The organism is Candidatus Pantoea rara, from assembly GCF_051136265.1.
GTDB classification, from domain to species: Bacteria; Pseudomonadota; Gammaproteobacteria; order Enterobacterales; family Enterobacteriaceae; genus Pantoea; species Pantoea rara.
Map to the genome: position 1 here is coordinate 1,655,539 of NZ_CP194942.1, position 15,018 is coordinate 1,670,556.

Here is a 15,018-nt window from a genome sequence, read left to right on the forward strand (position 1 = left end):
GCCTGAGCCTCAATATCATTTTTTTTATTGCTATATTGTTAGCCTGCTTACTATAAACACGGAAAGTTTAATGCACTAAATGACTCCATCCATCAGGCTTACCTGAATCAGGCTCATAAACAGGTCATTTCACCACTGTTATGCTTGATGTACAGAGGTCTGCCAATGAAATTTTTCTTCTTAAGTACCTCTGATTATTATGATTTATGACTGTTTCTTATACTATGACGAAGATATCCTGCTTGAAATGCGTCTGAACACGCTTGAGCATGTTGTTGACCGGTTTGTGATTGTGGAATCACGCTATACCTTTACCGGAAAACGTCGGGAAAAGCTTCATTTTGATATTGAGAAGTTCGATCGTTTTCGCGACAAAATTATTTATGTCGTTAACGATATTGCGCCTGTGTTTTATCAACAGGCGTTTAAATCGAATAGCTCTCTGGTTAAAGCGGGCGAGACAGACCCCTGGGAAAATGAATCCACTGCACGCAATCAGATTATGCAGGGACTGGCTGGCGCGCAGGATGATGATATTATTATTGTATCAGACGTCGATGAAATTCCCCGGCCCGAAGCGATTAAAGCCTTCAGCAGACGTCATCTTTGCACAACGTTGCATCAGCAATATTTTAATTTTAAATTTAATGTCCGGGTTTTAAATGACGATGGCACACCGCGCTGTGCCACACTGGCAAAAATGGTGACCTTTAAAACCCTGCGTACCTTTTTTATGGGGCAACCGGAATTGCTGCGTAACGTTAAGCGCCGGGGTACCCCAATACGCGAAAGCTGGTGGCGCCGGAAGTGGCTCAATGTCCGGACAAAGGTCATTAAAGAGGGAGGATGGCATTTTTCCTGGGTCATGAGCGATGAGCGCATCAGTGAAAAAATGGCGTCGATTTCTCATACCGAACATAACTGCCCTGAATTCAACAACCCGGATCACATCCGGCGGTGCGTTGAGAACAATATTGATATCTGGAACCGTCCGCGAAAGATGGAGATAGTGCCGGTCACATCAGAATATTTTCCTGCCTGGCTGGTTGAACATCAGCATCAGCTTACAGACCTCATTAAATCATCACACTGACCAGCGCGCCCATCGGGCGCGCCTCTCGCACATCAGCTTGCTTTGTAGGGATCTTTTTTGTCATCCTGGCTGTCATCATTTTTCCGCGGCACTTCGCCATGATCCTTTGGGGCATCAGTGGCGGGGTGATCATCTTCCTCATAAGCATTACCGGCATGTGGCGCGGCTTCCGGCAAGCTTTTGCTGACATCACCTTCTTTCTTACGTTCTTCATTCGTATTGTGCTTAAACATACTTCACTCCTTTTAATCCAGTCCCTTAAGTCTAGACCAGCACTGGCATCCCGCATGCGCAACGGATTAAAGATGAAAAAAAAGCCCGCCAGAGGCGGGCTAATCGGAGTTTCTCTCATACTGAACACGTCATTTTTCGATGTTTGGGTGTGTACAGCAGGTTCATGCTAACCGGGAATCACTGATGCAGTAATGGACAAACCTGTCATGTCGCTTGCGGCAGGTCACATTCCCGTCGATAACTACATCGATAAATAAATTCGATTGAACGGATTAGCAAAAGGAATATAGTGACCAGCGTTACCAGGAGATAGAAATTATGTTAAGAGACCATTTAAAGATTGAAGCTGAAGATCAGTTAATTGAACAACGCTCGCTGAGCCTGAGAAATCGTGGTCAGGAAGAGGTCACCGAATGGATTATTGTAAACCGCCAGGGTGTTAAAAAAGGCGGTGTAACCCTGTTCGATAAACTGAGTACCCGCCGCTCATGGCCGGTTAATTACCGCATTATGCAGACCGATCTGCAGGGCAAAGTCGTGGTGGATCAACTGACCGACGCCCTGTAACTGTTCGGCCAGGCCACTGTTGTACAATGAAAAAGTGAACCCGCGTCCGGCGGGTTTTTTTATGGCTGGCGATAGCGGCGTAGCTCTACCAGCGTACCCAGCAGCTTCAGGCTATCCCGGCTTGAATGTAGCTCAGGGAAATTGATATTGACCGGTGCAAGTTCAAACTGCATGACGCCATTTTCGCTGCCGCGCTGACGCCAGGTGCGAAGCAGTACGACCTGTTGCTGCAATGCCAGCACGCAGTCGCCGGGCTGAGGTGCCTGCCTGGGATCGATAATCACCACATCGTTACGCAGAATCGCGGGCGTCATCGCCTGTTCTTCTACCCGGAATGCAAAGCTCTGCTGCGAAAGCGCCATGTCGTTGTGCATCAGCAGTTCATGCCGGACGGAACTGGCTTCACTCAGCCATTGCGGCACGTCGCGCTGTGCAAGCAGTGGGATCTGGTGCATGCCACTCCAGGCGCTTTCGCTGAAAACAGGTCCATCCCCATCTATCAGAAAAGCCGGTGTGCATCCCAGCGCTTCGGCGAGCCGCAGCAGGTTCTCACCACGCGGCAGCGTCTCCTCTTTTTCCCATTGAGAAATGGCCACATGGGACACTTTTACCTGTTGTGCCAATTGCTTCTGCGTTAACTGCAGTGATTTACGTCGGAGTCGGATGCGGTCACCCAGCGTTTCGTTTTTCATAAGCTTGACTTTTTGGTTGAGAATGACTTAAGTATACTTAAGCCTGGTATTTAAGCAATCTTAAATTTCATGCGGGGGACGTGGCTAAGCAGCACGCAGTAAGTTCCAGAGACCTTACCGTAAAAAGGGGTGTGGCATGGAAAGTAGTCTGATTACCAGTATGGGTGCGTTAGTTCTGGGTGGGGGGGCAGCAGCACTGTTCTGGAAACCATTATTGGCGGGAATCGCGTCAATCGTGACCAGTAATCGAGCCGGCGGCGAAATTATTACCAGCTACAAAGAGCAGGTGGTGTTGCTGAAAGAGAGCAACCTCATGATACGGGAGGAGAACGATGAATTACGCGAACGGCACGACAAGAACCTGCGTCGTATTTCGACACTGGAAACCGATCTTCGGTTAATCAAGAATGCGGTAGGGATTTTACTGGCAATGACAGAAACCGATCAGAACGATAAATTTCGTAATGAAGTCGATCGGCTTATCTCAACTCTGGAGGATCGCAGCAATGGTAATGATTAATAGCGGCAAAGAATCCCTGCCATACCGGCGCAAAGTGATCATCGGCTGCATTATGCTGAGTTGTTCGATGATTTGTATCCTGATGACAATTATTTTTCTTTATGTCAGTAACACCGCAAACAAGCGGGTTGAGGAGATTCGTGCGGATTACCGGGCAATAGCGGCACGACGTGATGAAAGGGTTGATGTGCTGACAGAAAAAGTCACCACACTGCAGCATAAGCTTGATGTGATACCGGATAGTACCGCCGATAAAACGCTGAATAAAGTTAAAGAGGTAGTCATCGAAGGCAGGCAGACGGCGGCAAAACCCGGCCAGAAACCGTAACTTCCGATTATTCTTAGTGCGGCTTCGCTATTATCGACTAGTTTTAAATCTCCGGGCAACATTTTGTACCTGAATGCAGGCCCGCTGATTGGCCGGTTGATGAACCGCTAAGCCTACTCACTTTGGATAAATGACCAGAAGGAAATTTAGCATGAGCGATTCAACAGAAACCAAGACCAAAACTGAATATCTGCGTGACGTGACTTCTCAGCTAAAAGAGATGCGTCACTATGCTCAGACCAACACCGAAACCCTTTCCAGCCAGTGGTTGGCGTTTGATGCCGGTGAGTATAAAGATAAGACCAATGCCGACCGAATCGATGCATTGCTTAATAAGCAGGGTAAGCTGCTGGAAGATCTGGATGCCGCGATTCAGGACATCGAGATTGAAATTAATCACAGTGAGCAGGAGAGTTAAGTCATCTCCCGCTAACTGATGTGGTGGCCGTTAAGGGATTAATCGGCCACCAGCCACATCTCCGCTTCGTCGAACATCTCTTCAACAATCCGCGCAACTGTCGCTTTATCGTTCTTACTCAGATCCGTATCTATCGCGTTACGTTCCATCGGCTTAACCTTAACTTCAATGTCAGGAAACACCCGATGCACCCGTTTTTCCAGTTCCTCACGAATCATCTCGCGCGCACCTGGTAAACCGGCAACGTTGCGCTTGTCATAAATTAACTCAACAAACATGATGGCAATCCATTCAGGGCAAAATCGCTGAGATATAATACTGTAAATAAAAACAGTAGCAAGGTGGCGCGCCTGATTTCGCGTAAAATTTTATGTCGCGTAAACCGCGATCTTCGACTAGCAAAATATGCATGCATCGCGACATAATGGCGGCTTACTTTTCAGGAGGTCCGCGATGCGACAACTGGTAATTGATATTCTGCTAAAACTGGCAAAGATGGACGTCGATGCGAAAGAATTGACGGCGCAGTTAGAAGCGCAATCCCTGCTGGTTGCAGCGCTGCTGGTGCAGGCGAAACAGGACAACTCACTGACCATTTCAGAAACGGTGCAGGATGCCATTGTGACCGCTTCGCAATCATCCACTGAGTTTTTACAATCTGATGTTGACCTGCTGCTGACGCACATTAATCGTCTGCTGGCCGTCGCAAGTTATGTCGAAGTGAAGGGTAAAGCTACGGAAGAAAGAGAGTAGAGCAGGGAAAAAATTCGCCTCTGGAGGTGGAAATCCAGCAACATCTCCAGAGGCAGTGCAAGCGCACTATTCGTTCAGGAAAATCACGACCTGAGTCGTGATCTGAATTTATACAGTTTTCTGTATTTTGTACAATTTTATCCGCCATGTTAAGACTGGCAGAAGGTGTTTGTAACAGGCACCTTCTGCCCTGTGCGGATTACAGCTCATTTTTGATGCAAAACTCTTCCCAGCTCATCCCCAGCGACTCAGCATGAGATTTGAGATAGGTCTCAATTGCGTCAGCCGCCACCGCTTTATCCGGCTCAGCCAGCTGAATAGAGAAAATCATCCCATCCAGATTTTTCTGCCGCAAAAAAGCCGCATAGATGCGTTCGGCATGCCATTCGCGCAGCTGTCGCAGGGACAGGTTGGCGGCACGGGCATCACTTTCGGTTAATTCATCCAGTGCAGACTGAAAGTCGGGATGCGCGGTAAAAAACATCTCGCGAGCCTGGGCATAGTACGCTTCTGGCGTTTTCATATTCATATTCCTTAAAGTCTGTTGCAGCGCGCCAGTGTAACGGGTTGTCTTCCGCTTGTCAGGCGTGGCAAAGAACCTAAACCGCCAGCCATTTGCCGTTCAGAACCGTTACCGCTGATTTCGCTGCCGGTTAAAATCTGCTGCAATCAGATTCTCCCGGGTGTTTAACACCCGGATATCTTGCGTAACGCGGTGGAAAAATTATAACGTAGCCGCCATTGACGTGATCTTAGGGATTAAACATGAAAAAGTGGATGCTGATTGCCGCGATGGCACTGGGTGGCTGTGCGCAAATCAACGATTATGAAAACGCGGTGCAGACACCGGCACCCGCCGATCTGCAGGGAACCTGGCAAACTGTCGGCCCACAGAGCAGCCTGATCAACGAGAAGGCGATGGCCAGTGTGATTATTAATGCGGATGGCAGCACCCTGGATTGCCGTCAGTGGATGCGGGTCATCGCGAAGCCGGGCAAGCTGACTCGCCTGAGCGGTGATTATGTCAATGTGACACGCCAGCTGCGGGTCATGCCGCTGGTGGTGGATAATGGTGAACTGCGCTACGACCGGATGACCCTGCGTAAAGTGGCGCGTCCGACCGTCGAGTGTCAGCAGGCGCTGGAAGAAGTCAGGAAGCAGCCCAAAGCCGCCGTGATTCAGAACATCGAACCGCAACTGCTGCGCACACCGATTACTGAAAACAACGCGAAATCGTAACTATTGTCCATAACAAAACCGCCCCGGCCGGGCAGAGCGCACTTCACGCTCATGCCTGCCGGGGCGGTTTTTCATTTTTATAACGTCAATGCTTCTGGAACGCGCTTAGTCAGCAACAACCCAGACGCTGACGCTGCCACCGTTACAGACAAATACCGCGGTGCCGTGCTCGTCGGCGGTAATCGTCTCTTCACAATTCCCCAGGTGATCGCGCCAGACCTTGCCGGCAAAACCTTCACCCATCGGCACGCTTTTCTCGCCCGCATCACCGTTTGACATGATGACGACACAGCCTGGTTGTGTTTCAGTGCCGCTGCGGCTGAACGCCACGCAGTTGGGATGATCGAAATAGTCGGTCTGTACGCCCCAGCCATATTGCTGGCGCGCCCGGATTAACCCTTCCAGTTCCGGGATCACCGGCATTTCAATTTTGTGTTTCTCGCCGTCGCCGCCTTCATCTTCATAGGTAGCCCCGAACAGATCGGGATAGAAAATGGTCGGCACGCCCTGTTCACGCAGCAGGATCAGTGCATAGGCCAGCGGTTTAAACCAGGCTTCAACCGGCGCTTCCAGCGACTGAAGCGGCTGAGTGTCGTGGTTAGCCACGATCGTTACGGCATGCCATGGATCAGCCACGACCAGCGAGTTAGCAAAAATCTGGCTCATATCGTAGGCGCTGCCCGCGGTTGAGGCCTGATGGAAGTTCATGTGCAGTGGCGCATCGAACAGCATGGTTTTGCCTTCCACCTGATGCACATACTCCTGCAGCTTCTCGGTTTCAAACGACCAGTATTCTGCGACGATGAACATCGGCTCCTCAGCGACCTCCTGAATATGCTCGATCCACTCTTTGTAAAACCAGGCCGGAATATGTTTTACCGCATCCAGACGAAAGCCGGTGCAGGGCACCTGTTCCATGACCCAGCGCGCCCAGAACTTCAGCTCTTCCCTGACCGCGTTGTTGCGGAAATCGATGTTGGCACCCATCAGATAGTCGAAGTTGCCCAGCTCGTTATCGACCTGATCGTTCCAGCCTTCGGCGGTGTAGTCGTTAATGATTTTAAATACGCCGTTTTCATCCGGATTTTCGATGTGGTCTACGCCGCTAAAGCATTTGTGGTCCCAGACAAATTTCGAATATTCCCCGGCGCGGGCCGGAAAGGTGAATTTCGTCCAGGCCTCGCACTCGACGACCTCGTCGTAAATTTCGTCGCGGTTATCCGGGTTGACCCGGTTAACACTGATCGTCTCTTTCTCGTCAGCGCCCATCTTGTGGTTCAGCACCACATCCAGCAGTACCCCAACGTTGTGACTGCGCAGCGCTTCGGTGGCTGCCAGTAACTGCTTTTTATCGCCATATTTAGTGGCAACGCCGCCTTTCTGATCAAACTCCCCCAGGTCAAACAAATCGTAGCTGTCGTAGCCGACAGAATAGCCCCCCGAACCCCCTTTGTAGCACGGTGGCAACCACGCCATCGTGATACCGATTTCGCTGAGCCAGGCCGCGCGATCGGCGACTTCCGGCCACAGTTTGCTGCCATCCGGGTAATACCAATGGAAAAACTGTAATAACGTTGGGTTTTGCATGTACCACACTCCAGGGGATGATGAAAATCAAGTATGGAGTAAGCGGCAGAAAAGAGACGCCGCGCAGAGAAATAAATCTGGCGGCGTGGCAGAGGAGGGTATCAGGAGAGCGTTTCGCGCGGCACCATGACTAAGCCGCCCTGACTGCTATAGGCGGACATCACCGATTTCTGTCGGGTGTTCTGGCCTACCAGCGAGGCCAGCTCATCCATCCGCGCCTGCAGCAGACGTTTCACTTCGCATTCATTATCCAGAATACGGCGCAGCACCGGGCGTAATTGCTCCTGCGTCTGTGATGATGGCGACACAGCATCTGTCGATTCGGCTAAGTTCTGCACCGCACTGACATACTCCATCTCCCTGCTGATCAATTCATCCCATTCGCCTTGTTCTGCATGGCGCAGCATTCCATGGCTGAGATCGAGTAACTTGTGGTAAACGGTAATCAGATGCGGTGCAGTGGTCATTAAACGGCGTCCTGAATCAGGGGAGATTGAACTACTTCTTTCCACGCGTCCGCGATATTGCGCAGCAGGCCTTCGACCTCCTCAACTGCAGCAACATCATTGTGCAGGTTGGCATGCAGCAGGCGACGGGTCATGTAGTTGTAAAGATCCAGCAGATTATCTGCCAGTTCATCACCACGGTTTTCAGCCAGGCCCTCTTTCAGGCCTGCTTCGATAATATTGATTGCTTTGGAGATGGAGCTGCCTTTGCCTTCAATATTGCCATCCTGCATAAACAAGCGGGCGCGAATTAACGCGCTCAGTGCGCCGTCGAACAGCATTCCAACCAGCTGCTGCTGGGTGGCGCTCATGACGGCGCTTTCGACGCCAATTTTTGCATAGGCTTTGGTGCCTGTAGCGCTATACATGGACACTCCTGTTATTTTTTAGATGAATCGGACGTGTCAAACTGCTGCGTCAGATACGTGCTGGTCGAATTGAGTTTACTGATGGCCATATCCAGCTGAGTAAACTGTGTCTTGTAACGTGCGATATCCGCATCAATGCGATCGCTGGTGGTGTTATAGAGCGCAGTTAAGGTATTCAGTGTCTTGCTGACGCCATCGGTGGCAGCCTGAACAATGCCTTTAGATGCCAGCCAGTCAGTGAGTTTGCTGTCAATTTTAGCGGCGATGCCGGTTTTACCGTCACCCACGATCATCGCTTTTACGCCCGCAGCATCTTTATCCAGTGCGGTGCTCAGCTTAGTGGAGTCCAGTTTCAAAGACCCGGTGGTAGGATCGGTGTTAACACCAATCTGACTCAATGACTTAAAAGTAGATGTGCTCTGCGCATTGGTCAGCATGCTTTTCAGCTGCGTTTCAATCGTGCGCAATGTGCTGTCACCCAGCAGGGCACCATTGCTGGAGTCCTGTGCATCGCTATTGGTATCGACTTTGGTGAATTTGGTCAGGGTATTGAACTGATCCAGCAATGTGTTATACGCATCTACCCAGGCACTGACAGCGCCTGACGCTTTTGAGGTGTCTTTGGTAATGGTCAGCGTCTGATTACCGCCCGTCAGAGCATTCAGGTTTAAGGTAATGCCTTCCAGCGCATCACTAATCTGGTTGCTGCTGTTCTCAATGGCCACGTTGTTAACCGTGAGCTGGGCATTCTGCGCCGGTACGCTTTCTGTCATCACATTACTGCTGGCGCTGGCGTCAAAGCCTATAACCCCCTGCAGCGTGCTGTCGCCGGTGACGGCGATGGTTGCCACCGCATTGTCGCTGCCGGTTTTATTGGCGCTCATGGAGAGGCGAAAGCTACCATCCGACACCTTAATGATGCTGGCGGTGATGCCTGCATTCGCACCATTAATCGCGTCACGCATGCCAGCCAGCGAAGTCTGATCGCTGGAAAGCGTCACGCTTTTGCTGGTGCCATCTTTTAAGGTAATTGCGATGCTGCGGCTGGCTACCGAGCTGTCGCCCAGTGCGGCAGTGTTGCTACTCTGTACTCCTGAGGTCAGAACCTGCGCCTGTGCCAGCTGTGTGACGTTAATGGCATATTTGCCGGCCACGGTGCTGCTGCCAGAGGTAGTGGCACTGAATGCCGTCGAACTGCTGTTTGCGGTCGTAGCAGTAAACAGGTCAGCACTGTTCAGCTTGGTGTTCGCGGTCTGAAAAGTTGTCAGTGAACTTTTCAGCGTGGCATAGGCACTGAGCTTGGACGTGTAAGCCGACTGCTGTTTTGAAATCGGTGTGAGCGACGCTTTTTCAGCGGTGGTCAAACTGTCAAGCATGGTACTGAGTGGCAGGCCGGAACCGACACCGAGATTGCTTATACTAGCCATGTTAATTCCTTTATAAGGTCGACAGAGAAATTGATACCTGGGTTATCGGCCTTGAATAAGGAAAGTTTAAGGTTATTTGCCTTAGGGTAATGAGGTAAATAGGCACTATAGAGAAGGGTAATTCAGCGGCTAGAAAATTAATGAATTAAGTCTAAAGAAGTTCGGACGGGTGGCGATAACTTAAAACGTGACAGGTTGAAGCAGAAAAATTCGCCTGGTACTAAAAAAATTCTAAAGGTTGTTAAACGGCAGACGATAACAACTTTGACGGCGCTGAAGCCGGCGGGTTGAAGCCCACACCTTAACCGAAAGACTTGATTAACAGGAAAATTCATCATGGCCCAAGTCATTAATACCAACAGCCTCTCGCTGATCACTCAGAACAACATCAACAAGAACCAGTCAGCTCTGTCTACTTCAATGGAGCGTCTGTCTTCTGGTTTACGTATCAACAGCGCGAAAGATGACGCTGCTGGTCAGGCAATTGCCAACCGTTTCACCTCTAACATCAAGGGCCTGACTCAGGCTGCTCGTAACGCTAACGACGGTATTTCTGCTGCGCAGACTACTGAAGGCGCGCTGTCAGAAATCAACAACAACTTACAGCGTATCCGTGAGTTGACTGTACAGGCTTCAAGCGGTACTAACTCAGATTCTGACAAATCTTCAATCCAGGACGAAATCAAATCACGTCTGGACGAGATTGACCGCGTTTCTGGTCAGACTCAGTTCAACGGCGTGAACGTGCTGGCTAAAGACGGCAAAATGAACATCCAGGTTGGCGCAAACGACGGCGAAACCATCACTATCGACCTGAAGAAAATCGACTCTAAAACTCTGGGTCTGGATAGCTTCAACGTCAACGGTCCTGCAGGCACCCCAACTGCAGCTGGCGCAACTGAATTCAAGGCAGCTTACGGTTCAACTACCAACGTAACTGGCGCGACTGTTGCTGAATCTACTGCTAATGCACTCTCTACCCGTCTGGGTGTGGCAACTTCAGGTGTTGCTGTAGATACCGGCACCGTCTATAAAGATGACAACGGCAAAATGTTCGCTAAAGTCACTGTGACTTCAGGCAGCGATGCTGAAACTAACAACCTGAAAGCGAATGGCTTTGATATCGCCAGCGGCGCAGCCGGCGCGAAAAGCTTCTTCGTAGCGGTTGATCCACAGTCTGCTGATACAGCAACCACTGCTGGCACCGCAGCATTCAAACTGGACACCACTAACATGAGCCTGTCCAGCCTGACCACTGGTGCATCAGCTAATCCACTGGCTAAACTGGATGACGCGATTGCAAGCGTGGATAAGTTCCGTTCTTCACTGGGTGCGATTCAGAACCGTCTGAACTCAGCCGTGACTAACCTGAGCAACACCACGACTAACCTGTCAGCTGCACAGTCTCGTATCCAGGATGCTGATTACGCAACTGAAGTTTCAAACATGTCTAAAGCGCAGATCGTACAGCAGGCTGGTAACTCCGTGTTGGCAAAAGCTAACCAGGTTCCACAGCAGGTTCTGTCTCTGCTGCAGGGCTAATAAGTTCCACTTAGCAACGCAATCAGAACCCCGCTCCGGCGGGGTTTTTTTTTGGCTAAAAACCTGAACGTTGAAGCCGTTCAGGCAGATTAGGCCCTGTTTGCTGTTTTACTTCTCCGATTGAACTGAGGTGCAAAGATTATGCTATGGAAAATATGCGCTGCTCTTAGTCGTTCGTGACTGAGAGGAGTCAGTGAGAGAGAGAAAATGGCTCAACATGATCTTGTTAGCATCATCATTACCGCACGCGTTTCAGCCTGGTTCACTAACGCACTCGACAGCGCGCTCAGTCAGGATTATCCGCATATCGAAATTATCGTCGCTGATTACAGCGATGCTTCTTTCATTCATCAGAAGCTACAGGGCTATCTTGCCAAATACAGTCACATTCTCCGTTATATAAAAATCGATGATGCGACGACACCTGTTTATCAGGCTGCTGTAGACGTGGCGCGTGGAAAATATATCAAGTTTCTGTCAGATGCCGATCTCCTGAAACCATCCTGTGTCTCTACCTTTGTGTCAGGATTGACTGCCTTTCCTGCGTGCCGTGTTGCCGTGTCCCGCCGGGAGCGTATCGGACCTCAGGGCGAAGCGTTGCCCGCGCTTATCTCCACCTCAGCAATCAACAGTGAAAATATCATTATCAACGGGCAGGATTTGCTGCGTAATCAGACATTGAAAGCTTACAGCCTGCTGGGGGAAATGAGTGCAGCGATGTTCTACAGAGAAGATCTCGTCCTCAGCCTCATCGATCATTCACTGCTGACTACGGGCGACCCGGCACTGCAGGCGGTTCCGGCGCTGGTTATTTTTCATAGTCAGTTAAGCCACAGCCACCTTCTCTGGTTTGCCACGCCGCTGTGTAGCGTACGCGCGTCAGACGTTGAACATCAACCTCATCAACGTGAAAGTGACGACGTGTTCAGAAACGGGCGTGAAGCTTTATATGAAAAAATCCGTAACGAAAGCGGGTTTGAAGATATCGACCATGCACTGCATCTTGCGCGAGTTGCTTCCCCTGAAAGACCTGATCTTTTTAGCCTTAAAAATCTTTCTGAAGAGCAGCAAAAGAACTTTACCTTAGAGACGCTTGCGACCTGGAGAGCTTCACGCACCCTGAATCCGTTACAGCATAGTATGCTGGTGGATCTTGCCGCGACACACACGCACACCATTAGCGTGCTGGTTGTGATTACGGTTACAGAAGAGACCGTTAGTGGTCTGGATACACTTTTAAAATCGATCAGCCAGACAGCGACAGTAGGCATGCGGTTTGAACCGGTTATCGTTGCCCTCGACGTAGCGCCTGACTCGGACGCTGAATGCTATGCCGCAACAGAGCAGAGCCGAATCAGTGTCATCAATCAACTTATCCATGAACGAGTAGACCATTGGGTCATGTTTCTTGAGGCGACCAGTATTCTGCACACCTCTGGTGTGCTCGCATTGAGCAAAATGCTACTCGTTCAAAACCAATATTTAGCCCTGTATGCGGATGAGTTTTTTTATATCGATAATGCACCACTTGGTGCCGCTTTCAGGCCCGATTTTAATCTTGATTTACTGCTCAGTTCGCCCAAAACGATGGCGCAACACTGGTTATTCCGGCGTGAGCTGCTGTTAGCGGTGGAAGGACTGGATGCTGATTATCCTGCTTCAGCAGAGTTTGATCTCATTGTTAAGCTGATTGAATCACAGGGGTTTGAGGGTATTGGTCACCTCGCTGAGCCGTTGTTAACAGGCCACCTGAAAAGCAGAGATATCCTTGAAGATGTGGCGATCATTGAGCGGCATTTGCATAACCGCGGCTACCCGGATGGACGGGCGGCATTAGATAAATTCTTCAATTATCGTTTGCGATACAACCATCCCGATAAGCCGGTTGTTTCAATCATCATTCTGGCTAACTGGGATCTCGCCTCGCTGATTAGTTGCGTAACGACCGTGCTGGAAAAAACCTCCTGGCACCAGTATGAGTTGATCATCATCTCTGATAACCAGGGTACGCCTGAGCGGGACAAATGGTTATCGGATATCAGTAACGTAGACCCCGCCCGTATAAAAACGGCGAGCTTTAACGGCACATTCAGTCACAGTGTCATGGCTAATCTCGCCGCTGAGCAGGCCACAGGTGACTATCTGCTTTTCATGCATTGTGAAATGGCGGTCACTGACGGTGAATGGCTCGATAATCTCCTGAATCATGGACTACGACCCGAAGTCTTTGCTGTGGGTGGAAAGCATCTCTCCTCTGACAACAAGATCAGGCATGCGGGCTATGTTCTCGGTGTAAACGGTGCAGTGGGTGAAGTTTTCAGAGGTAATGACGACAAAGACGCCAACTATCTTGGGCGCATGAATGTCGATCAGAACTACAGTGCTGTTTCGGGTGATCTGGTGCTGATGCGCAAATCGGTATTCGATGAGCTGGGAGGATTTGATCAGGATAAGCGCTTATATGCTGACGTTGATCTGTGCCTGAAGGCACGGGAGCAGGGCTATCTGACGGTCTGGACACCTTATGCCCGTCTGCATCGTCCTGCAGCACGCACCAGTCCGTTCCCGGATGAAACCGTGCAGACGTCCAGTAAATTAAAACAGCTGGAAGAAGATAAAATTTATGCTGAATGGATGCCGGTTGTCGCCAGTGATCCTGCATATAACCCAAACCTTTCAATGCGAAGCCGTCACTTCGAACTACGGAATGACGATGTTAACTGGCAGCCGGTCAGAGCAGAAAATCTGCCTACCTTCCTGGCGCATAATGCCGACATTTACGGTTGCGGACATTACCGTATTACGCAACCGCTTGAAGCGATGATAGCCGAAGGCGTTGCGCAGGGAAAAAGCGGCATGACACTGCTGACATTGAGTGAAATAGGGCAGTTCAGACCCGATAGCCTGATTATCCAGCGCCGGTATGCACCGGCATTTCATAACTGGATGGAGCGGGTCAGTAAACTTCATAACGTCTTTAAAGTGTTTGAGCTGGACGATTACATCATCAATCTGCCCATGAAACATCATGGCCGTCACGCTTATAAGCAGGAGACGGCAAAATTAATACGTAAAAGCCTGAGCTTCTTTGACCGCTTTGTGGTCTCAACCGCGCCACTGGCCGACGCGATGCGTGATATGCATCCGGACATCGTTGTGATGAAAAATCGCCTTCCTTCAGAGGCTTGGGGCAGCCTTCGCTCACTGCGTCAGCAGGGTAAAAAACCTCGCGTGGGGTGGGCTGGTGGGGTCAGCCATCGTGGCGATCTTGAAATGATTTTCGATGTCGTTCGGGAATTCTCGAATGACGTGGACTGGGTCTTCATGGGGATGTGTCCGGATAAACTCCGGCCTTATGTGCATGAAATCCACAGCGGTGTTGACCTGGATCTTTATCCCGCAGCGCTCGCGTCACTCAATCTCGATCTGGCGCTGGCACCGGTTGAAGACAATATCTTTAACGCCTGTAAAAGCAATCTTAGGTTACTGGAATATGGTGCCTGTGGCGTGCCGGTTATCTGCAGCAATGTAGCCTGTTATCGGGAAGATAATCTTCCGGTGACAAGAGTTAATAACCGGTTTATTGACTGGCGCGATGCTATTCGGATGCACCTCGCTGATCCAGATGCGAGCGCAAAAATGGGGTTGGAATTGCAGGCTGAAATCCGACGCAACTGGATGCTGACCGGTGAAAGTCTGCGTCTGTGGGCCAGGGCATGGCAGCCCTGATGCCTGTCGGTAGCT

Annotated in this window: 17 protein-coding genes; 9 read left to right on the forward strand and 8 right to left on the reverse strand. The window is 50.3% G+C overall.

All coding sequences use genetic code 11. The features are described from left to right. The first annotated feature begins 199 nt into the window (after nt 1–199). Nucleotides 200–1,093: a benzoate transporter gene (locus tag ACR8BF_RS07780; protein WP_314984237.1), complete on the forward strand. Its 894-nt coding sequence runs from the start codon at nt 200–202 to the stop codon at nt 1,091–1,093. Nucleotides 1,094–1,125: 32 nt separating this feature from the next. Here the strand turns inward: ACR8BF_RS07780 and ACR8BF_RS07785 are convergent, their stop codons facing one another. Next, nucleotides 1,126–1,326, reverse strand: coding sequence for a hypothetical protein (locus tag ACR8BF_RS07785; protein WP_090960039.1), 201 nt, complete (start codon nt 1,324–1,326; stop codon nt 1,126–1,128). 319 nt (nt 1,327–1,645) lie between these two features. On the opposite strand from ACR8BF_RS07785, the gene ACR8BF_RS07790 reads away from it, so the two are divergent. Then, entirely contained in the window at nt 1,646–1,894 is a 249-nt protein-coding gene (locus ACR8BF_RS07790) for a hypothetical protein (protein WP_179895459.1), read from the forward strand. A gap of 59 nt (nt 1,895–1,953) precedes the next feature. Here the strand turns inward: ACR8BF_RS07790 and ACR8BF_RS07795 are convergent, their stop codons facing one another. Further along, nucleotides 1,954–2,586: a helix-turn-helix domain-containing protein gene (locus ACR8BF_RS07795; RefSeq protein WP_179895460.1), complete on the reverse strand. Its 633-nt coding sequence runs from the start codon at nt 2,584–2,586 to the stop codon at nt 1,954–1,956. A gap of 136 nt (nt 2,587–2,722) precedes the next feature. On the opposite strand from ACR8BF_RS07795, the gene ACR8BF_RS07800 reads away from it, so the two are divergent. The 3 genes from ACR8BF_RS07800 (at nt 2,723) to ACR8BF_RS07810 (ending at nt 3,852) form a co-directional block, all read left to right on the forward strand. After that, complete coding sequence (locus tag ACR8BF_RS07800) at nt 2,723–3,106, forward strand: hypothetical protein (protein WP_179895461.1); 384 nt, start codon at nt 2,723–2,725, stop codon at nt 3,104–3,106. Next, nucleotides 3,093–3,434: a hypothetical protein gene (locus ACR8BF_RS07805; protein WP_179895462.1), complete on the forward strand. Its 342-nt coding sequence runs from the start codon at nt 3,093–3,095 to the stop codon at nt 3,432–3,434. The genes ACR8BF_RS07800 and ACR8BF_RS07805 overlap by 14 nt, the downstream gene beginning before the upstream one ends. Nucleotides 3,435–3,585: 151 nt before the next feature. Then, nucleotides 3,586–3,852, forward strand: coding sequence for a hypothetical protein (locus ACR8BF_RS07810; RefSeq protein WP_031593418.1), 267 nt, complete (start codon nt 3,586–3,588; stop codon nt 3,850–3,852). 38 nt (nt 3,853–3,890) lie between these two features. On the opposite strand, the gene ACR8BF_RS07815 is transcribed toward ACR8BF_RS07810, so the two are convergent. Then, on the reverse strand, nt 3,891–4,130 hold the full coding sequence (locus ACR8BF_RS07815) for a DinI-like family protein (protein ID WP_003854508.1): 240 nt from the start codon (nt 4,128–4,130) through the stop codon (nt 3,891–3,893). A gap of 175 nt (nt 4,131–4,305) precedes the next feature. On the opposite strand from ACR8BF_RS07815, the gene iraP reads away from it, so the two are divergent. Beyond that, entirely contained in the window at nt 4,306–4,605 is a 300-nt protein-coding gene (gene iraP, locus ACR8BF_RS07820) for an anti-adapter protein IraP (RefSeq protein WP_179895463.1), read from the forward strand. A gap of 199 nt (nt 4,606–4,804) precedes the next feature. Here iraP and ACR8BF_RS07825 read toward each other — a convergent pair whose 3' ends face one another. Beyond that, nucleotides 4,805–5,128 carry a DUF6388 family protein gene (locus ACR8BF_RS07825; RefSeq protein ID WP_179895464.1) on the reverse strand — a complete coding sequence of 108 codons (324 nt, stop codon included), beginning with the start codon at nt 5,126–5,128 and terminating at the stop codon, nt 4,805–4,807. 242 nt (nt 5,129–5,370) lie between these two features. Here ACR8BF_RS07825 and yedD point away from each other — a divergent pair, with 242 nt between their 5' ends. Then, on the forward strand, nt 5,371–5,844 hold the full coding sequence (gene yedD, locus ACR8BF_RS07830) for a lipoprotein YedD (RefSeq protein WP_292992266.1): 474 nt from the start codon (nt 5,371–5,373) through the stop codon (nt 5,842–5,844). A 105-nt stretch (nt 5,845–5,949) separates the two neighbouring features. Here yedD and amyA read toward each other — a convergent pair whose 3' ends face one another. The 4 genes from amyA to fliD all read right to left on the reverse strand — a co-directional run bounded on the left by amyA (nt 5,950) and on the right by fliD (nt 9,732). Beyond that, on the reverse strand, nt 5,950–7,431 hold the full coding sequence (gene amyA / locus ACR8BF_RS07835) for an alpha-amylase (RefSeq protein WP_314984234.1): 1,482 nt from the start codon (nt 7,429–7,431) through the stop codon (nt 5,950–5,952). Between the two features lie 101 nt (nt 7,432–7,532). After that, nucleotides 7,533–7,898, reverse strand: coding sequence for a flagella biosynthesis regulatory protein FliT (fliT, locus tag ACR8BF_RS07840; protein WP_179895467.1), 366 nt, complete (start codon nt 7,896–7,898; stop codon nt 7,533–7,535). Then, nucleotides 7,898–8,305 (reverse strand): flagellar export chaperone FliS, encoded by a 408-nt coding sequence (gene fliS / locus ACR8BF_RS07845; protein ID WP_140033302.1) that lies wholly within the window; start codon nt 8,303–8,305, stop codon nt 7,898–7,900. The genes fliT and fliS overlap by 1 nt, the downstream gene beginning before the upstream one ends. Before the next feature lie 11 nt (nt 8,306–8,316). Next, nucleotides 8,317–9,732, reverse strand: a complete 1,416-nt coding sequence (gene fliD / locus ACR8BF_RS07850) for a flagellar filament capping protein FliD (protein ID WP_434745831.1) — start codon at nt 9,730–9,732, stop codon at nt 8,317–8,319. Nucleotides 9,733–10,068: 336 nt separating this feature from the next. Here fliD and ACR8BF_RS07855 point away from each other — a divergent pair, with 336 nt between their 5' ends. Together ACR8BF_RS07855 and ACR8BF_RS07860 are read left to right on the forward strand one after the other, a co-directional pair. Beyond that, complete coding sequence (locus tag ACR8BF_RS07855; protein WP_179895468.1) at nt 10,069–11,274, forward strand: FliC/FljB family flagellin; 1,206 nt, start codon at nt 10,069–10,071, stop codon at nt 11,272–11,274. 207 nt (nt 11,275–11,481) lie between these two features. Continuing rightward, on the forward strand, nt 11,482–15,003 hold the full coding sequence (locus ACR8BF_RS07860) for a glycosyltransferase (protein ID WP_434745832.1): 3,522 nt from the start codon (nt 11,482–11,484) through the stop codon (nt 15,001–15,003). Nucleotides 15,004–15,018: the final 15 nt, after the last annotated feature.